The organism is Streptomyces sp. NPDC045967, from assembly GCF_056430495.1.
Genome location: NZ_JBWKLE010000005.1, coordinates 266,893 through 284,994 on the forward strand (window position 1 = coordinate 266,893; position 18,102 = coordinate 284,994).

The following is an 18,102-nucleotide window of genomic DNA, read 5'->3' on the forward strand; positions in this document are numbered from 1 at the left end:
CCTTCGGTCCGGCAACGCCGACGGCGCTGGTCCGGCAGCGCCGACGGCGCGACCGGCCCTGTCGACGGCCGGCTACCGGCGCCGGGCGCGCCAGACCAGGTAGGCCACGGAGGCCACGGCGGCGGCGCGCAGCAGCCACGGCCACATCCCGTGCAGGGCCGGGCCCAGCTGGTCCTGCGCCAGGGACTCGCCCCACTTGCCGTTCATCCTGCCCCACAGCCACAGCACCGCCCCCGCGGCGACCAGCCCCGGCGGCCCGAGGACGGCCCACTTGCGCTCGGCCGGCCCCAGGGCCCGCGAGGCGTACGGGAGCAGCCAGCCCACGACGAGCAGCAGCCAGTAGCCGGTGACGAGGCCGCCGAGGAGGACGGCCGCGGCCAGCAGCAGGAAGGCGTTCGGCCGGGGCCGGGGACCGGCGGCGGCCACCGGCCCCACCGCGGGGGCCGCTTCCGCCGCCGCCTCCCTCCTGGCCCGCCGCCGCTCGCGCAGGAGCCGTACGGCGCCCCGTACGCCCGGCTGGGCCGCCTCGCCCCCGGCCTGCGGACCCGGCTTGTCCACACCCGCCCCGGAGCCCGGCCCGGGCTCCGTTTCCGTTTCGGGCTCCGGCTCCGGCTCCGGCTCCGGCTCCGGGAACTCGATGCCGCCCGCGAACCCGTCGACCTGCGGTCCCGCCCCGTACGTCCCCGGACCGACCCGCCACCACTCGGGCTCCGACCCGCCCGAGGGCCCGAGTTCGTCGAGCCCGGCCAGGTGCGGCGGCACGTTCCGCGGCTCCGCCGGGGGGTTCGCCGGCGTCTTCGGAGGCGCCTTCGGCGCCGGCTTGCGCAGGCGCGGCCCCCGCTGGGTGGGCACGGCCGGGGCGGCGTCGGACGGCGCCGCGGATCCGGCTCCGGCGGCGCCGTGCCCCTCCAGTACCTCCTCCGGCGAGCCGAGCCGGGCCAGGATGCCGCGCACCGACGCCGGGGTCTCCGGCTCGTACCGGGCGCGCCGACGGTCGATCTCGTCCCGCAGCCCCGCCACGAGCCGCATCCGGTCACCGGAGGACAACTGCCGCTGCTGCGCCAAGTCCCCGACGCGGCTCAGATATTCGTAGACCAATTGGTCGCTTTCGATCCCCACGCCCGGCTCCTCCCTTACCGCCTGTCCCGAAGGTAGCGCGTGCGTCCGTGGAGCGGCCGCGGGCTCAGCGGATACCGTTGGCCGGATGGGGACCGGCCGACTGACCGGCCGACGCGACCAGGAGGCGACGACCGTGCCCGAGGCAAGCACCGCAGGAGGCGCCGTGACGGGCGCCCCGCGCTCCCTCGCCGAGGCGCTGCGCGCCCGCGACGACACGGCGCTCGCCGCGCTGCTGCGCGCCCGACCCGACCTGCTCGGCCCGGTGCCCGGTGACGTCACCCAACTCGCCACCCGCGCCGGGACCCGTGCCTCGGTGGTGCGGGCGCTGGAGCGGCTGGACCGGTTCGCGCTGCAGACCGCCGAAGCGCTGGCGGTGGCCCCCGACCCCTGCCCGTACCCGGTCCTGGAATCCCTGCTGACCGGTCAGGAAGGCAGCACCGGCCACGACAACGGGGCGCGCGCCGCCCTCCCCCGGGCCCTGGCCACCCTGCGCGACCAGGCCCTGGTCTGGGGCGACGAGGACCGGCTGCGCCTGGTGCGCACCGCCCGCGAGCTGCTCGCGCCCTCCGCCCAGCGGCCATCGCCCACCGGCCTCGGCCCGACCGTCGCCGAGGCCACGTCCGGGATGTCGCCGACCCGGATCCAGGAGATCGTGGCGGCCGCGGGCCTGCCCCCCACCCACGACCCGGTGTCCGCGGTCTCCGCGCTGACCGGGCTGTTCACCGACCCGCAGCGGATGTCGGCGCTGCTGGACGAGGCCCCGGCGGAGGCGCACCAGGTGCTCGGGCGGCTCGTGTGGGGGCCCCCGTACGGCGAGGTGACCCCGAACCCGGCCGCGCCGGTGCGCTGGCTGCGCGACCGCGGACTGCTGCTGCCCGCCTCCGCCCGGACGGTGGTCCTGCCGCGCGAGGTGGCACTGCACCTGCGCGGCGGCCTCGCCCACCGGGACACCGCGCCCGTGGCCCCGCTCGTGCCCGCGCTGCGCGAACACCGTCCACAGCTTGTGGACGCGAACGCCGCCGGGCAGGCGCTGGCCGCGCTGTCCACCGTCGAGGAGCTGGTGAAGTCCTGGGAGCACGCCGGTCCGCTGGTGCTGCGCGCCGGCGGACTCGCCGTACGGGACCTGAAGCGGGCGGCGACCGTCCTGGACACCACCGAGCCGGTGGCGGCGTTCTGGATCGAACTCGCCTACGCGGCCGGGCTGGTGGCCAGTGACGGCGAGGCGGACGAACGCTACGCGCCCACCCCGGCCTTCGACGACTGGTGCGAACTGCCGCCCCCCGAGCGGTGGTCGGCGCTCGCGGCGGCCTGGCTGCCGGCCACCCGGACCTCCGGCCTGGTCGGCGAGCAGGACGGCAAGGGCCGCACCCTGTCCGCGCTCGGCCCCGACCTCGACCGCTCGGCCGCCCCCGAGGTGCGCCGGCGGATCCTGGAACTCCTCGCCGCACTGCCCGAAGGCGGCTCCCCGGCACCGGACGCCCTGCTGGACCGCCTCGCGTGGGAGCGTCCCGTACGCGGCGGGAGCGATCTGCGCGCCCGCCTCGCGCACTGGACGCTGAACGAGGCCGAGGTCCTGGGCGTCACCGGCCGGGGTGCGATCAGCGCCTTCGGCCGGGCCCTGCTGGAGCACCGCGATCCGGCGCCGCTGCTGGCCCCGCTGCTGCCCCAGCCGGTGGACCACGTCCTGCTCCAGGCCGACCTGACGGCGGTGGCCCCCGGCCCGCTGCGCCGGCCGCTCGGCGACACCCTGGCCCTGCTCGCGGACGTGGAGTCCAAGGGCGGTGCGACGGTCTACCGGTTCACGCCCGGATCGGTGCGCCGGGCCCTGGACGCCGGGCACGCCGCCGCCGACCTGCACGCCTTCCTCAAGGAACACAGCCGCACGCCCGTGCCGCAGCCGCTGGCGTACCTGATCGACGACGTCGCCCGGCGGCACGGGCACCTGCGCGTCGGCGCGGCGTCCTCCTACGTGCGCTGCGACGACGACGCGATGCTCGGCGAGATCCTGGCCGACAAGCGCTCGGCGGGGCTGGGGCTGCGCCGGCTCGCCCCGACCGTGCTGGCCGCGCAGGCCGAACCCGGTGCGCTGCTGGAGGGGTTGCGCGCGATGGGGTACGCCCCGGCGGCGGAGTCCCTGACCGGTGACGTCCTGGTGTCCCGGGCCGACGCCCGGCGCACACCGCCGCGCGCGGCGCCCGTACCGGTGCCGGACGGCCCGCCGGTGCCCGACGACACGCTGCTGGGGGCGGCGGTGCGGGCGATCCGGGCGGGCGACATGGCGGCGACGGCGGTCCGCAAGGAGCCGGCCGCGACGGCGGCCTCCCCCGGTGGGCTCCCGCGCACCAGCGCGGCGGAAACCCTGGCGACGGTGCAGGCGGCGGCGCTGACGGGCTCGGCGGTGTGGATCGGCTACGTGAACGCGGAGGGCGCGGCGAGCCAGCGCGTCATCGCCCCGGTCCGGGTGGAGGGCGGCTTCGTCACCGGCTACGACCACACGGCGGACGAGGTGCGCACCTACCCGCTCCACCGCATCACGGGCGTCGCGGAACTGGCCGAGGACCAGGTCTGACCCGGCCCCGTCCGGCACGATCCGCCCCCGCCGGGCACGAGCCGCCCCCGCCGGGCACGCTTCGGCCCTGCCGGGCACCATCCGGCGCCACCGGGCACCGTCCAGCCCCGCCGTTGCTCGGGGCGCGGGGCCCGGGCCCCCGGAAAACCACTGGCCCGGCGCGGCGGCGCCACGCCAGGCTGCCCCCATGCACACCCCTCCGTCACGGGCGATCCGCGCCCTCCACACCGACACCACGATCACCGTCTACCAGGCGTACTCCCCGTCGCTCGGGCAGCCGGCGGCCCGGGACGGCCGGTTCCCGCCCGCCTGGAAGCGGGAGCGGATGACATGGATCAAGCCGTCGTTCCTGTGGATGATGTACCGCTGCGGCTGGGCCACGAAGACCGACCAGGAGACGGTCCTGGCGATCGAGATCACCCGGTCCGGCTTCGACGAGGCGCTGCGCGGAGCCTGCCTGTCCCACTACGACCCCGCGGTGCACGCGGACCGCGCCGCCTGGCAGCGGTCGCTGCGCGAGACGGCGGCCCGGGTCCAGTGGGACCCGGAGCGCGACCTCCACCTGAACCCGCTGCCGTACCGCTCGCTCCAGCTCGGCCTGTCCGGGCCGGCGTCGCGGGCCTACGCCGACACCTGGACCGTCGCCGTCCGCGACGTCACCCCGCTGGCCCGGCGGATCCACTCCCTGCTCCGCTCCGGCGAGGCGGCGGCCGCCCGGGCCCTGCTCCCGCCGGAGACCCCGTACCCGTCGGGCCCCTTGCCTCACCTGGGCGCGTAGTCGATCCGCTCGGCGTCGAAGGGCCAGACCTCGGCGAGCCACCGGCTGACCGCCTCGTACAGCGGGCGGTCCAGATGCGCCCGGTCGGCGCGCACCCACGAGCTGACGTGGACCCGCCGGGGATTCTCCCTGCCCGGGTAGACGTACAGGCACCCGATGACCTCCGCCTCCCGGTCCGCCTCCCCCTCGCCGCCCCCGTGCGCGTCCCCCTCCAGCACGCTGTAGGTGAACCCCCGCCGCTCGGCGAAGTCCCGCGCGTGCCGTTCCAGGTCGGCGAGGTTCGCCTCGGCGGACATCCCCTCCCGGGGCGGCCACCCGCGCCCCGCGAACCCGGGCGTCGCCCGGATGTGCCCGATGCTCCCGCTCCAGGCGGCGTGGTCCCGTGCGTTGTGCCGCCCACCCAGCGGCTCGAGCCGGAAACCCGCACCGGCGAGGGCCGTCGGCACCTCGAATCCGGCGGGCACGAAACTGTGCTGATCACCACTCATGCCCGGACCCTACGCACCCCCCTCCCCCACCGTCAGCCGCTTTCCCCCGCGCTCCAGCCGGGCCCGAGCCCCCGGCCGTCCGGCGCCGGTCAGCACGCACCGCCCCGCCGGCGCCCCGATGCGGCACACTGGAGGTTTGGCCACCCGCGCCCGGGTGGACCACCCATCTGCCGGAAAGGGAAGTGCGTGAACGGGCCTCTCATCGTCCAGAGCGACAAGACACTCCTTCTCGAGGTCGACCACGAGCTCGCCGGAGCCGCGCGGCGGGCGATCGCTCCCTTCGCCGAGTTGGAGCGGGCCCCCGAGCACATCCACACCTACCGGATCACCCCGCTCGGCCTGTGGAACGCCCGGGCCGCCGGGCATGACGCCGAGCAGGTCGTCGACGCCCTGGTCGAGTTCTCCCGGTACCCCGTCCCGCACGCCCTGCTCGTCGACGTCGCCGAGACGATGGCCCGCTACGGGCGCCTGACCCTCTCCAAGCACCCGGTGCACGGGCTGGTCCTGACCTGCACCGACCGGCCCGTCCTGGAGGAGATCCTGCGGTCCAAGCGGATCACCCCGCTCGTCGGGGCGCGGCTCGACGCCGACACCGTGGCCGTGCACCCCTCCGAGCGCGGGCAGATCAAGCAGACGCTGCTCAAGCTGGGCTGGCCGGCCGAGGACCTCGCCGGATACGTCGACGGCGAGGCCCACGCCATCGACCTGGCCGAGGACGGCTGGGCGCTCCGCCCGTACCAGCAGCAGGCCGTCGAGGGGTTCTGGCACGGCGGTTCCGGCGTGGTCGTGCTGCCCTGCGGCGCGGGCAAGACGCTGGTCGGCGCCGGGGCGATGGCGAAGGCCAAGGCGACCACGCTGATCCTGGTCACCAACACCGTCTCGGCCCGCCAGTGGAAGCACGAGCTGGTCAAGCGGACCTCGCTGACGGAGGAGGAGATCGGCGAGTACTCCGGGACCCGCAAGGAGATCCGGCCCGTCACGATCGCCACGTACCAGGTCCTCACGACCAAGCGGAAGGGCGTCTACCCGCACCTGGAGCTGTTCGACTCCCGGGACTGGGGCCTGATCGTCTACGACGAGGTGCACCTGCTGCCCGCGCCGGTGTTCAAGTTCACCGCCGACCTCCAGGCGCGCCGGAGGCTCGGCCTGACCGCGACCCTGGTCCGGGAGGACGGACGCGAGTCGGACGTCTTCTCGCTCATCGGGCCGAAGCGGTTCGACGCGCCGTGGAAGGAGATCGAGGCGCAGGGCTACATCGCGCCCGCCGACTGCGTCGAGGTGCGGGTGAACCTGACCGAGTCGGAGCGCCTCGCGTACGCGACCGCCGAGACGGAGGAGAAGTACCGCTTCTGTGCGACGACGGCGACGAAGCGCAAGGTCACCGAGGCGCTGGTGCGCAAGCACCAGGGTGAGCAGACGCTGGTGATCGGGCAGTACATCGACCAGCTCGACGAGCTGGGCGAGCACCTGGACGCTCCGGTCATCAAGGGCGAGACCTCCAACGCGCAGCGCGAGAAGCTCTTCGACGCCTTCCGGCAGGGCGAGATCAGCGTGCTGGTCGTGTCGAAGGTCGCCAACTTCTCGATCGACCTGCCCGAGGCGACGGTCGCCATCCAGGTGTCGGGCACCTTCGGCTCCCGCCAGGAGGAGGCGCAGCGGCTGGGGCGCGTGCTGCGTCCGAAGGCGGACGGCCACGAGGCGCGCTTCTACTCGGTGGTCGCACGCGACACCATCGACCAGGACTTCGCGGCGCACCGCCAGCGCTTCCTCGCCGAGCAGGGCTACGCCTACCGCATCATGGACGCCGACGAGCTGCTGGCGACCGACTGACGCCCCGGCGGGGGGTCAGCGGCGCATGACGCCCGCGTCCTCGGTGTACTCGCCGAGGACGACGACGCTCACGGCGGCCGCGGCGAAGACCTTGGCGGCGTGCAGCAGGCCGCCGAGGCCGCGGCGCGGACCGGAGTCGGAGGGGGCGGTGGCGCCGCGCGGGCGGCCGCCCCGGGTCGGGGTGAGGGTTGCGGTGCTCATGGATCCATGGTGCGTCCGCGCCTCCCGCCGGGGCATCGCCCTGCGGGCGGACCCTCCCGGCCTCCGGCCTCCTCCTCCGGGTGCACGGAGCTCCCTGCCGGCTCTGCCGGAGGTCTGACACCCGTGGGGTGAAACCCGGAGGGTGAAACCCGGGGGGTGACTCCCGCCCGACGGCCAGGGACCGGCGGCCCGGCGGGGTCTTCGGTCGGCAGGGCTCACGGCCGCGGGATCGCGGGGCCGGGCCCGGCGGCTCCCCAATTCGTTCGCGCGGCGGGGCACCCGTGACTACACTCTCCGCTCTTGCCGCCTCCCGCCGCGTCACCGGGGAGAGCCGCCCACCGGACGGCAACCGGTGGGCCACCTGTGTCCCCACCACCCACCGGAGGCAGTCCCGTGCCCGCGCACGCCCCCCGAACCGCGCCCGCAGCCGAGCCCGGCACCGATCCCCTCGCCCGCGAACGCGCGCACCTCGCCGCCTCCCGCGCCGCGCTCCGCGCCATGCGCGAGGACGTCGAGGCCCTCGACATCCGCGACGTCACCGCGAACTGGGTCAACGCGATCGTCCTCCAGGCCCAGATCGACGACCGGATCAAGGCCCTCGCCGACCTGGCGCACACCCCCCTCTTCTTCGGCCGCCTGAACTACCTGCACGCGCCCGGCGCGGAGCTCGCCGAGGGTGCGGAGGGCGAGCAGTTCTACATCGGCCGCCGCCACGTCCACGACGCCGACGGCGATCCGATGGTCATCGACTGGCGCGCGCCCGTCTCCCAGCCTTTCTACCGCGCCTCCAAGACCGACCCGCAGGACGTCGCGCTGCGCCGCCGGTTCGGCTACACCGGCGGCGAGCTCACGGCGTACGAGGACGAGCACCTCTCCGACCCCTCCGAGGCGGCCGCCGTCAGCAAGCTGCTCCAGCAGGAGATCGAGCGCCCGCGCGTCGGCCCGATGCGGGACATCGTCGCCACGATCCAGCCCGAGCAGGACGAGATCGTCCGCGCCGGGCTGTCGGGCTCCGTGTGCGTGCAGGGCGGCCCCGGCACCGGGAAGACGGCGGTCGGCCTGCACCGGGTGGCGTACCTGCTCTACGCGCACCGCGACCGGCTCGCCCGCACCGGCACCCTGGTCATCGGACCGAACCGCTCCTTCCTGCACTACATCGAGCAGGTGCTGCCCGCGCTGGGCGAGTTGGAGGTCAAGCAGGCCACCGTCGACGACCTGGTGGCGCGCGACGGCCTGGAGGCAAGCGGCACCGACCCGGCCGAAACCGCCGTGGTCAAGGGCGATGCCCGGATGGCGCAGGTGCTGCGCCGGGCGGTCGCCTCGCACGTCACGCACCCCACGGAGCCGCTGATGGTGGTGCGGGGGTCGCGGCGCTGGCGGGTGCCGGCGTACGAGATCGCCGAGATGGTCGAGGAGCTGCAGAACCGCGACATCCGCTACGGCGCGGCGCGCGAGGCCCTGCCGCGGCGGATCGCGCACGCGGTACTCGTACGGATGGAGCAGGCGGGTGAGGCGCCGGACGACCGGGTGCAGGACGCGGTGGCGCGCGGCGCGGCCGTGAAGGCGGCGGTGAAGGAGATCTGGCCGCCGGTCGATCCGGCGAAACTGGTGCTGCGGCTGCTGTCCGACCCGGACTTCCTGGCGTTGCACGCGGCGGACGTGCTGACGGCGGAGGAACAGAAGCTGCTGCTGTGGCCGAAGCCGTTCCGCGGCGTGAAGTCGGCGAAGTGGTCGGCGGCGGACCTGGTCCTGATCGACGAGGCGGCCGACCTGGTGGAGCGGACGCCGTCGCTGGGCCATGTCGTCCTCGACGAAGCCCAGGACCTGTCGCCGATGCAGTACCGGGCGGTGGGGCGGCGCTGCGAGACGGGTTCGGTGACGGTGCTCGGGGACCTGGCGCAGGGCACCACGCCGTGGGCCACGCGCGGCTGGGACGAGGCGCTGGCGCACCTCGGGAAGCCGCAGGCGGTGGTGGAGGAGCTGACCGCGGGCTTCCGCGTACCGCGCGAGGTGATCGCGTACGCCTCGCGGCTGCTGCCGTCGATCGCCCCCGGGCTGGCGGCGGTGGCCTCGGTGCGGGAGGCTCCGGGGTCGCTGCGGATCGTCGCGGTGGAGGCGGCGGACGACCTGGTCACGGCGGTGGTCGGGGCCTGCCGGGAGTCGCTGGCGCACGAGGGGTCGATCGGGCTGATCGCGGCGGACGCGCGTGTTCCGGCCCTGGCGGAGGCCCTGCGGGCGGCGGGGCTGGCGTATCTGTCGCCGGGCGAGGAGACGACGGCGGAGTCCCGGCTGACGCTGGTGCCGGCGTCGTTGGCGAAGGGTCTGGAGTACGACTACGTGGTCCTGGACGAGCCCGCGGCGATCGTCGGGGGCGAGCCGGACGAACGGACCGGCCTGCGCCGGCTGTACGTCTGCCTCACCCGGGCCGTCTCGGGCCTGACAGCCCTCCACGCGTCCCCCCTCCCCCCATCCCTGACCTGACCGCCCCAGCCCCCGCGCCTCAAACGCCGACGACCGGCGTACGAGGCGGGCCGATCCGCCCGCCGGCACTTGAGGCGGGCCGATCCGGCCCCGCCGGCGTTTGGCGCGGGGTACGGGGCGGAGCCCCGCGCCTTGAGGCCCACCCACCCCCACGCGCAGGGGCACATCCAGCCCCGCCGGCGTTTGAGGCGGACCAATCCAGCCCCGCCGGCGTTTGAGGCGCGGGGTACGGGGCGAAGCCCCGGCTCCGGGTCGGCTCACGGCCGCGCCCGGCGCTCCGGCGCCCGGCGCCCCGGCTCAGTCCAACGCCGCCCGCCACTGCGCAACGGCCCTGGCCGAGACCGGACCCGCCCACCCGGAGGGCCTGGCCGCGCCGCCGATGTGGAACGCGTTGATCCCGGCCGAGCGCAGCATCGGCAGGTGCGACAGCCCCAGCCCCCCGCCGACCAGGATCCGCGCCCCGTACCCCGGCTCCCCCCGCTCCGCCGCCTCCCTCTCCGCGATCAGCACCGGCATGCCCTCGTCGACGCCGGCCGGCGAGCCCGCCGTGAGGTAGGTGTCCAGGCCCGGCTGGTCCGCCAGGGCCTTGCGCAGGCCGTCGCGGTCCGCCGCGCGGTCGATCGCCCGGTGGAAGGTCCACCGGCAGCCGTCCAGCTCCGCCACCACCGCCTCGACCGCCGCCAGGTCGGGGGTGCCGTCCGGGTGCAGGAAGCCGAGTACGAACTCCTCGGCCCCCTCCGCCCGCAGCTCCCGCGCCGCCGCCACCAGCCCCGCAACCTCGCCCGCCGCGAAACCGTCCGCCTTGCGGATCATCACCCGCAGGGGGATGTCGACCGCCGCCCTGATCGCCGCGAAGGTCTCGCGCGGCGGGGTGAGCCCGTCGGCGGCCATGTCGGTGACCAGCTCGAGCCGGTCCGCCCCACCGGCCTGGGCCGCGATCGCGTCCTCCGCGTCGAGGGCGATCACCTCCAGGAGCGCACGGTTGCTCATTCGATCCCATCCTTCGAGAAGCTGCACAAAATAGGTCTAGTCCAATACGAAGGGTACGGGCCTGCCCCCGCCCTTCACCAGCACCATCACGCCACCCCCACAATGTGCGCATGGACACAGGCACTCCGCACATCGACCCCGCGGCCCTGCACGCCCGCTTCCGGGCCACCGTCGCCGCCGCCACCGCCGATCGGGCCACCGCCGCCACCACCGGCCCCGACCCCGCCCCCTACGCGGACCGCCTGCTCACCGCCTGGGCGGAGCCGCAGCGCCGCTACCACACCACCGCGCACCTGGCCGACGTACTGGCACGGCTCGACGTACTGGCCGGGCACGCCGCCGACTCCGCCGCCGTCGAGCTGGCCGCCTGGTTCCACGACGCCGTCTACCGCCCCGACCGCTCCGAGAACGAGGAACGCAGCGCCTCCCTCGCCGAGCGGGCCCTGCCCGAGCTCGGCGTCGGCGCCGAGCGCACCGCCGAGGTGGCCCGCCTGGTCCGGCTCACCGTCACCCACGACCCCGCCCCCGGCGACACCAACGGCGAGGCGCTCTGCGATGCGGACCTCGCCGTCCTGGCCGGAGCGCCCGAGGCGTACGCCGCCTACGCCGCCGCCGTGCGCGAGGAGTACGGGTTCGTCCCCGACGACGCCTTCGGCGCGGGCCGCGCCGACGTGCTCCGCCGGCTGCTCGCCCTGCCCAGGCTCTTCCGCACCCCGTACGGAGCCGCTCACTGGGAGGCCCCGGCGCGCGCCAACCTCGCCACCGAGCTCGCGCTGCTCGACGCCGGGGGAATGTGACCGCGTCCGCCGCGGTTGAAGACGTCCATGCCCGTAGAAGCCGCCCGCCGCCCCCGCATGCCCGTCGCCGTCTACGTCCTCGGCCTGTCCGTCTTCGCACTCGGCACCAGCGAGTTCATGCTCTCCGGGCTGCTGCCGCCCATCGCCGACGACATGGGGGTCACCATCCCCCAGGCGGGTCTGCTCATCTCCGCCTTCGCGATCGGCATGGTCGTCGGGGCGCCGCTGCTGGCCGTGGCCACCCTGCGCCTGCCGCGCCGCACCACCCTGGTCTCCCTCATCGGCCTCTTCGGACTCGGGCAGGTCGCGGGTGCGCTGGCCCCCTCCTACGAGCTCCTCTTCGCCTCCCGCGTGGTCTCCGCCCTCGCCTGCGCCGGCTTCTGGGCCGTGGGCGCGGCCGTGGCCATCGCCATGGTGGACAAAGACCAGCGGGCCCGCGCGATGGCCGTCATGATCGGCGGCTTGTCCATCGCGAACGTCCTCGGCGTACCGGCCGGGGCGTTCCTGGGCGAGCACCTGGGCTGGCGCTCCGCGTTCTGGTCGGTCGGCGCGGCCTCCGCCGTCGCCCTCGCCGGCATCCTGGCCCTGATCCCGAAGATCCCGCTGCCCGACGAGAAGCCCTCGCTCGGCCGTGAGCTGCGCATCTACCGCGACCGGCAGGTGTGGCTCTCCATCGGCATCACGGCCCTCGCCGCGGGCGGCGTCTTCTGCGCCTTCAGCTACCTGTCACCGCTGCTCACGGACGTGGCGGGGCTGGACTCCGGCTGGGTCCCGTGGATCCTCGGCCTGTTCGGGGCGGGCGCGCTGGTCGGCACCACCCTCGGCGGCCGGATCGCCGACGCGCACCTGTTCGGCGTCATGATCTGGGGCATCAGCGCCTCGACCGCCTTCCTCGCCGCCCTCGCCCTGCTGGCCCCGTCCGCGGCCGCGGCGATCGCGCTGTCGTTCCTGCTCGGCGTCTCGGCCTTCTTCACCGCCCCCGCGCTCAACGCCCGCATGTTCAACGTGGCGGGCGCGGCCCCGACCCTGGCCGGAGCCACCACCACGGCGGCCTTCAACCTCGGCAACACCGGCGGGCCCTGGCTCGGCGGTACGGTCATCGACGCCGGCCTCGGCTTCGCCGCCACCGCCTGGGCCGGCGCGGCCATGACCGTCGCGGCCCTCGCCCTTACCGCGACGGCCCTGCGCCTGCACCGCCGCGCCCCGGTCGCGGGCACCCGGCTGGTCGCCTCGGGAGGCGCCGGTGCGCGGCCGGTCGGGCCGCCGGCCGAGGAGCCGCAGCCGGCCTCCCACGGCTGAACGGCCCCGGCACGCCTCAGGCCCTCACGCCGGGCGGCCCTTCGGGCGGCGCAGGCCCGCGGCCGTCAGGCGGCGGACCAGTTCCTTGCTGCCTATCTCGACCGCGCCGGCCCGTACCGCGTCCGCGTAGCGGTGGGAGGGGACGTCGTAGTGGTCCCGCTCGAAGGCGCGGGGCGGGCAGCCGATGGCCGCCGCGAAGGCGTGCAGTTCCTCGTACGACACGTCGCTGACCAGGTGCGACCACATGCGGCCGTGGCCCGGCCAGGTCGGCGGGTCGATGTAGACGGTCACGGGCCGAGGACCGGGCCGAGCCCGCCCACCGAGGCCACCCGTACGCCCGCCTCCGAGCACACCCAGTGCGGGTCGGGGCCGAGTTCCGGTTCCACGTCGAGGGCGTGCGGTTCGCCGTGCGCGCACACCGGGCACAGGGGCCAGCGGCCGTACTTGTCCAGCAGCGCGTCCTGCACGTCCTGGGCGACGAGCCCGGCGAGGCAGCCGACCCCCTCGGGCCACTGCTCCACCCACCACCGGCGGTGCGTGACCGAGTCCTCGACGAGGGAGACGACGCCGGCGTCGGCGACCTGGCCGGCGGCGAGGTCGGCGAGTACGAGTGCGCGGGCGACGTGCAGCGCCTGTTCCAGAGGGGTCGCGTGGTCCATGGGGCCATTGTGGCCCCGTATGGGCGAAGTGGTGAAGGTCCTCTTCGCTCCGGCCCCATGGCTCCTTGACGCCCCGCGGTCCCGAAAATAGCTTTCAGGCGTGCGCAAGGAGACGAAGGAAACGTCCAGCACGCCCGCTCCGCAGACCGGCTCCGGGAACGGGGCCGGAACGCAGTCCCCCACCCCGCGGACCCAGCCCGCCCCCGCGGCCCCCGTTGGCGTCCTCCCGGCCCCGGTCCCGGTCCCGGCCGGGGGCGCGTTGCGGGGGCGGGGGCTCGGCGCCTCCGTGACGCGGTCCGTGCGGGCCGCCGCCGAGGCCGTCGCCGCCGGTCCCGCCGGCTGCTCCCGGCTCACCGCGGCGTGGTCCTGACCCCCTCCGCCGCCCGCGAGAGCCCTCTGCGGCCGGCCGCCCGGTCCGGCCGCACCAGCCGGCGGCTCGTCGTCGACCGCCCCTTCGCGGGTGTCGCGCAGCAGACGTACGACACCGCCGCCCCGCCCTCGCCGCCTCGTACGAAGCCCTCGCCCACCGCCGCACCGCCCGCCGAAGCCAGCCGCCGAGCCGCCAGGAGCCCCCGTCCATGACCGCGTACGCCGAACTCCGCGCCCAGCTGGAGACCCTGACCACCGAGGCGTTCCGCCCCGAACTGGCCGACATCGACCGGCTGTCCACCCTGGAGATCGCCCGCACGATGAACGCCGAGGACGCCACCGTCCCGGCCGCCGTCGCCGCGCAGCTCCCGGCGATCGCCGCCGCCGTCGACGCGATCGCCGCCCGCATGGCCCGCGGCGGGCGCCTGGTCTACGCGGGGGCGGGGACCGCGGGCCGGATGGGCGTCCTGGACGCCAGCGAGTGCCCGCCCACCTTCAACACCGACCCGGCGCAGGTCGTCGGCCTCATCGCGGGCGGCCCCCGCGCCGTGGTCGAGGCCGTCGAAGGCGCCGAGGACTCCGCGGAGCTGGCCGCCGAGGACCTCACCGCGCTCGCCCTGACCGCCGAGGACACCGTCGTCGGCGTCTCCGCCTCCGGCCGCACGCCGTACGCGATCGGCGCCGTCGAGTTCGCCCGTACGCGCGGCGCGCTCACCGTCGGGTTGTCCTGCAACGCGGGCTCCGCGCTCGCCGCCGCCGCCGACCACGGCATCGAGGTCGTCGTCGGCCCCGAACTGCTCACCGGCTCCACCCGTCTCAAGGCGGGCACCGCGCAGAAGCTCGTGCTCAACCTCATCTCGACCATCACCATGATCCGGCTCGGGAAGACGTACGGGAACCTGATGGTCGACATGCGCTCCTCGAACGAGAAGCTGCGCGCCCGCGCCCGCCGCATCGTGGCGCTGGCCACCGGCGCGCCCGACGCGGAGATCGAGGCGGCGCTGACGGCAACCGGCGGCGAGGTCAAGCACGCGATCCTCGTCGTCCTCGGCGGCGTCGACGGGCCCCGGGCCGCCGAACTGCTCGCCGCCTCTTCGGGCCACCTCCGCGCGGCCCTCGCCGACGCACTCGCCGACGCCCGCGCCGCGGACCGGGCCGAGGCCCCGGCCGACCTCCGGACCCGGTGACCCGTAACCCGGCCACCCGCTGCCCCGCCCTCCGAGAGCAAGGCGACCCCGCATGTCCCCTGACAAGAACCGCGCCACAGCCGCCGCGATCCTTCCTCTGGTCGGCGGCCCGGACAACATCGCATCCGTCGCACACTGCATGACCCGCCTGCGCATCGGCCTGCTGGACCGCTCACTGGTCGACGACGAGGCCCTGCGGGCGCTGCCCGCGGTCCTGGGCGTGGTCGAGGACGAGACGTACCAGATCGTGCTGGGCCCGGGCACCGTCGCCCGCGTCACCCCCGAGTTCGAGGCACTGGTCGAGGAGGGCCGCTCCACCGCGGCCGCGCCCCCGGTCACGGCGGAGGAACTGGCCGACCGGGGCGCGGCGTTGAAGGCGGCGCAGAAGGCCCGCAACGCGACCCCGTTCAAGCTCCTCCTGCGCCGTGTCGCGAACATCTTCGTCCCGCTGATCCCGGCCCTCATCGGCTGCGGCATCATCGCCGGGCTGAACGGCGTGCTCACGAACGCGGGCTGGCTGCCCGGCATCGTCCCGGCGCTCGCCGCGATGTCCGCCGGATTCATGTCGCTGATCGCGGTCTTCGTCGGCTACAACACCGCCAAGGAGTTCGGCGGTACACCCGTCCTGGGCGGCGCCGTCGCCGCGATCATCGTCTTCCCCGGCGTCGCGAAGATCACCGCGTTCGGGATGGAGCTCAAGCCCGGCCAGGGCGGCGTCCTCGGCGCGCTCGCCGCCGCCGTGCTCGCCGTCCACGTCGAGAAGTGGTGCCGCAGGTGGGTCCCCGAGGCCGTGGACGTGCTGGTCACCCCCACCCTCACCGTCCTGGTCGCGGGCCTGGTCACGATCTTCGGCCTGATGTTCCTCGCCGGTGAGGCGTCGCAGGCCATCGGTACGTTCGCCGACCGGCTGCTCGCGACCGGCGGCGCCTTCGCCGGGCTGGTGCTGGGCGGTCTCTTCCTCCCGCTCGTCATGCTGGGCCTGCACCAGGCCCTCATCCCGATCCACACCACGCTCATCGAGCAGTCCGGCTACACCGTCCTGCTGCCGATCCTCGCCATGGCCGGCGCGGGCCAGGTCGGCGCGGCCATCGCCGTCTACTACCGCCTGCCGCGCAACGGTTCGCTGCGCACCACCATCAAGTCCGCGCTGCCGGCCGGCGTCCTGGGCGTCGGCGAGCCCCTGATCTACGGGGTCTCCCTGCCCCTCGGCCGCCCGTTCGTCACCGCCTGCGCCGGCGGCGCGGCCGGCGGGGCCTTCGTCGGCCTGTGCAACCAGCTCGGCGTCGCCTTCGGCTCCACGGCCATCGGCCCCTCGGGCTGGGCCCTGTTCCCGCTGCTCGACGGCACGTCGGGCTGGGTCTCCACGCTGGTGATCTACGCGGGCGGCCTGGGGGTGGGCTACCTGGTGGGCTTCCTCGCCACGTACTTCTTCGGCTTCACCCGCCAGATGCTGACCGACCTGAACAACGATCCGACCCCGACCACCACCCCACCCCCCACCAAGGAACCGGCCCTGACCTGACGGGGGCGGGCCGGGCATGCGCGCCGGGCACACGATCGGGTCATCCCGACGCGATCGGCGGATGCGGCGCCGCATATGCCTCCAGCGTGTGCCGGCAGCCGCACCGATCGGAGCCGTGCATGACGCTTCACGCGATCCGCCGCCGGGCCCACGGGGCACCATGGTGTCGAGGAGGCGACACCATGACCCCCAGCTTCGCCGAGCACCCCCAGATGGACGTCGAGGAATTCGAGCAGATCGCCCGGGCGGCTCCCGAGACAGTCACCCTCGAGTTCGTCCAGGGAAAGTCGGCATCACCCTCGACACCGAAGCGTTGAAGGACTTCGCCGCCTGAAGACGCGGCCCTCGGACGCGTCCGCGCCCGGCAGCCGCCGTCCGCGGGAAGGGGACCGGGTCAATCGCGCCACCGCCGAGCGCGGCCACCGGCCGGGTCAGAGGCCGGCGGTGAACAGCAGGCGGTTCGGTGTGCCCTTGCTGACCGACGTCAGGACGTCCTTCGTGGACTTCTCGGCCAGGAAGGCGGCGATGTCCGCCGGGAGCTCGCCCGGGTGCGCCTCCTTGTACAGCGCGACGACACCGGTGACGTGCGGCGCGGCCATCGACGTGCCGCTGAGGGCCGTGCTGCCGCCGCCCAGCCGCGCGGAGGCGATCTCCTGACCGGGGGCGAACAGGCCGACGCAGCCGCCGTAGTTGGAGAAGCTCGTCTCCTCGTCCCAGCGGTTGCTCGCCGCCACGGTGAGCGCGCCGCCCGCCGAGGCGGGCGAGACCTCGCAGGCGTCCTGCGCCGCGTTGCCCGCCGCGACGACGGGCAGGACGCCCGCGTCGGCGAGGGCGTCGACCGCGTCGTTGAGGACCTCGGAGCGGGGGCCGCCCAGGGAGGCGTTCAGGACGGCCGGCTGCCGGGCGTTCGCGGCCACCCAGTCCAGGCCCGCGAGCAGCCCGGCGTAGGAGCCCGTGCCGTCGCAGCCGAGCACGCGCACCCCGACCAGGCTCGCCTTGCGCGCGACGCCGTACGTGGAACCGGCGATCGTGCCCGCGACGTGCGTGCCGTGGCCGTTGCAGTCCTGGCCCTGCTGGGTCGCGGCGTCCGGCATGGCGTCGTAGCCGGGCTTCGCGCGGCCGCCGAACTCGGTGTGGGCGAAGTCGATGCCGGTGTCGAGGACGTAGACGCTCACCCCGGCGCCGGTGCCGTCGACGGTGTAGTCGCCGTCCAGCGGCGACGTCCGCTGGTCGATCCGGTCCAGGCCCCAGGACGAGGACGGCGCCCGGCTCGTGCGCGTAGGCGCGCCGGCGCCCGCGCCCGCCCCCGCGCCACCGGCGACGGGCGTCGGGCCGGAGGCCACCCGCGTGTTCTCCTCGACCGCCGTCACCCCGGGGCTGGCCCGGACGATGTCCAGCTGGGGCCGGGTGAGGGCCGCCGCGAACCCGTTGAGGGCGGACCCGTAGACGTGCTTCGGCTCCAGCTCCAGCCGCTTTGCCAGCGCGGCCGCGTCCACGGCCTTGCCGACGGTCACGATGTACTCCCCGGCGACGGCGCTGGCGGACGTCCGCAGCGGCACGGGCGTCGCAACGGGCCTCGGCACGGGTGTCGCAACGGGCGTGGGAACGGGCGTCGGCTCGGGCGCGGCAGCGGACGCCGTCCCGGCCGCGACCGGCGCGAGGGTGATGAGGGCGGCGGTGGCCATACGGACGATCAGGCGCATGGAAGGGACTCCTGAGGGGTGGACGGTCCGGCACGGAGGGCGCCGCTCCACCGTGCCGTGTGCTCCGGCGGGGCGGCTCCCGGTTCCATCGGTGCCACGTCGGCGCCGCC

The 18,102-nt window shown here is 75.3% G+C and carries 17 protein-coding genes and 1 pseudogene; 11 read left to right on the top strand and 7 right to left on the bottom strand.

The window, feature by feature from the left end; all coding sequences use genetic code 11:
• Positions 1–72: 72 nt before the first annotated feature.
• The gene (locus AC07FY_RS14055; protein ID WP_479005139.1) at positions 73–1,119 is read right to left on the bottom strand and encodes a hypothetical protein; all 1,047 of its coding nucleotides are present in this window, start codon (positions 1,117–1,119) and stop codon (positions 73–75) included.
• Between the two features lie 85 nt (positions 1,120–1,204).
• On the opposite strand from AC07FY_RS14055, the gene AC07FY_RS14060 reads away from it, so the two are divergent.
• Together AC07FY_RS14060 and AC07FY_RS14065 are read left to right on the top strand one after the other, a co-directional pair.
• Positions 1,205–3,688, top strand: coding sequence for a helicase-associated domain-containing protein (locus AC07FY_RS14060; RefSeq protein ID WP_479005142.1), 2,484 nt, complete (start codon positions 1,205–1,207; stop codon positions 3,686–3,688).
• Positions 3,689–3,875: 187 nt separating this feature from the next.
• Positions 3,876–4,466, top strand: a complete 591-nt coding sequence (locus AC07FY_RS14065) for a DUF4291 domain-containing protein (RefSeq protein ID WP_479005144.1) — start codon at positions 3,876–3,878, stop codon at positions 4,464–4,466.
• Here the strand turns inward: AC07FY_RS14065 and AC07FY_RS14070 are convergent.
• On the bottom strand, positions 4,451–4,954 hold the full coding sequence (locus tag AC07FY_RS14070; RefSeq protein ID WP_479005146.1) for an N-acetyltransferase: 504 nt from the start codon (positions 4,952–4,954) through the stop codon (positions 4,451–4,453). The two genes, AC07FY_RS14065 and AC07FY_RS14070, sit on opposite strands and share 16 nt — an antisense overlap.
• Before the next feature lie 186 nt (positions 4,955–5,140).
• On the opposite strand from AC07FY_RS14070, the gene AC07FY_RS14075 reads away from it, so the two are divergent.
• Positions 5,141–6,784 carry a DNA repair helicase XPB gene (locus AC07FY_RS14075; protein WP_479005148.1) on the top strand — a complete coding sequence of 548 codons (1,644 nt, stop codon included), beginning with the start codon at positions 5,141–5,143 and terminating at the stop codon, positions 6,782–6,784.
• Positions 6,785–6,799: 15 nt separating this feature from the next.
• Here the strand turns inward: AC07FY_RS14075 and AC07FY_RS14080 are convergent, their stop codons facing one another.
• Positions 6,800–6,985 carry a hypothetical protein gene (locus AC07FY_RS14080; protein ID WP_479005151.1) on the bottom strand — a complete coding sequence of 62 codons (186 nt, stop codon included), beginning with the start codon at positions 6,983–6,985 and terminating at the stop codon, positions 6,800–6,802.
• A gap of 498 nt (positions 6,986–7,483) precedes the next feature.
• Between AC07FY_RS14080 and AC07FY_RS14085 the strand changes: the two genes are divergently transcribed.
• On the top strand, positions 7,484–9,466 hold the full coding sequence (locus AC07FY_RS14085; RefSeq protein ID WP_479005485.1) for a HelD family protein: 1,983 nt from the start codon (positions 7,484–7,486) through the stop codon (positions 9,464–9,466).
• Between the two features lie 297 nt (positions 9,467–9,763).
• Here AC07FY_RS14085 and AC07FY_RS14090 read toward each other — a convergent pair whose 3' ends face one another.
• Positions 9,764–10,456, bottom strand: coding sequence for a copper homeostasis protein CutC (locus AC07FY_RS14090; RefSeq protein ID WP_479005154.1), 693 nt, complete (start codon positions 10,454–10,456; stop codon positions 9,764–9,766).
• A gap of 110 nt (positions 10,457–10,566) precedes the next feature.
• Between AC07FY_RS14090 and AC07FY_RS14095 the strand changes: the two genes are divergently transcribed.
• Together AC07FY_RS14095 and AC07FY_RS14100 are read left to right on the top strand one after the other, a co-directional pair.
• A complete protein-coding gene (locus AC07FY_RS14095; RefSeq protein ID WP_479005156.1) occupies positions 10,567–11,253 on the top strand; it encodes an HD domain-containing protein in 687 nt (228 codons plus the stop codon).
• Positions 11,254–11,310: 57 nt separating this feature from the next.
• The gene (locus AC07FY_RS14100; RefSeq protein ID WP_479005488.1) at positions 11,311–12,552 is read left to right on the top strand and encodes a Cmx/CmrA family chloramphenicol efflux MFS transporter; all 1,242 of its coding nucleotides are present in this window, start codon (positions 11,311–11,313) and stop codon (positions 12,550–12,552) included.
• Between the two features lie 24 nt (positions 12,553–12,576).
• On the opposite strand, the gene AC07FY_RS14105 is transcribed toward AC07FY_RS14100, so the two are convergent.
• Both AC07FY_RS14105 and AC07FY_RS14110 read right to left on the bottom strand, forming a co-directional pair.
• On the bottom strand, positions 12,577–12,843 hold the full coding sequence (locus AC07FY_RS14105; RefSeq protein WP_479005158.1) for a DUF4031 domain-containing protein: 267 nt from the start codon (positions 12,841–12,843) through the stop codon (positions 12,577–12,579).
• Positions 12,840–13,211 (bottom strand): hypothetical protein, encoded by a 372-nt coding sequence (locus tag AC07FY_RS14110; protein WP_479005161.1) that lies wholly within the window; start codon positions 13,209–13,211, stop codon positions 12,840–12,842. Before AC07FY_RS14110 ends, AC07FY_RS14105 begins: the two co-directional genes overlap by 4 nt.
• A gap of 100 nt (positions 13,212–13,311) precedes the next feature.
• Between AC07FY_RS14110 and AC07FY_RS14115 the strand changes: the two genes are divergently transcribed.
• The 5 genes and pseudogenes from AC07FY_RS14115 to AC07FY_RS14135 all read left to right on the top strand — a co-directional run bounded on the left by AC07FY_RS14115 (position 13,312) and on the right by AC07FY_RS14135 (position 16,606).
• The gene (locus tag AC07FY_RS14115; protein WP_479005163.1) at positions 13,312–13,581 is read left to right on the top strand and encodes a hypothetical protein; all 270 of its coding nucleotides are present in this window, start codon (positions 13,312–13,314) and stop codon (positions 13,579–13,581) included.
• A pseudogene (locus AC07FY_RS14120) lies at positions 13,575–13,753 on the top strand (RpiR family transcriptional regulator); the annotation flags it as partial. The gene AC07FY_RS14115 and the pseudogene AC07FY_RS14120, both read left to right, overlap by 7 nt.
• Positions 13,754–13,789: 36 nt before the next feature.
• A complete protein-coding gene (gene murQ, locus AC07FY_RS14125) occupies positions 13,790–14,767 on the top strand; it encodes an N-acetylmuramic acid 6-phosphate etherase (RefSeq protein ID WP_479005489.1) in 978 nt (325 codons plus the stop codon).
• Between the two features lie 52 nt (positions 14,768–14,819).
• Positions 14,820–16,289, top strand: coding sequence for a PTS transporter subunit EIIC (locus AC07FY_RS14130; RefSeq protein ID WP_479005166.1), 1,470 nt, complete (start codon positions 14,820–14,822; stop codon positions 16,287–16,289).
• Between the two features lie 182 nt (positions 16,290–16,471).
• Positions 16,472–16,606, top strand: a complete 135-nt coding sequence (locus AC07FY_RS14135) for a hypothetical protein (RefSeq protein WP_479005169.1) — start codon at positions 16,472–16,474, stop codon at positions 16,604–16,606.
• Between the two features lie 114 nt (positions 16,607–16,720).
• On the opposite strand, the gene AC07FY_RS14140 is transcribed toward AC07FY_RS14135, so the two are convergent.
• Positions 16,721–17,992, bottom strand: a complete 1,272-nt coding sequence (locus AC07FY_RS14140) for a S8 family peptidase (protein ID WP_479005172.1) — start codon at positions 17,990–17,992, stop codon at positions 16,721–16,723.
• Positions 17,993–18,102 lie beyond the last annotated feature (110 nt).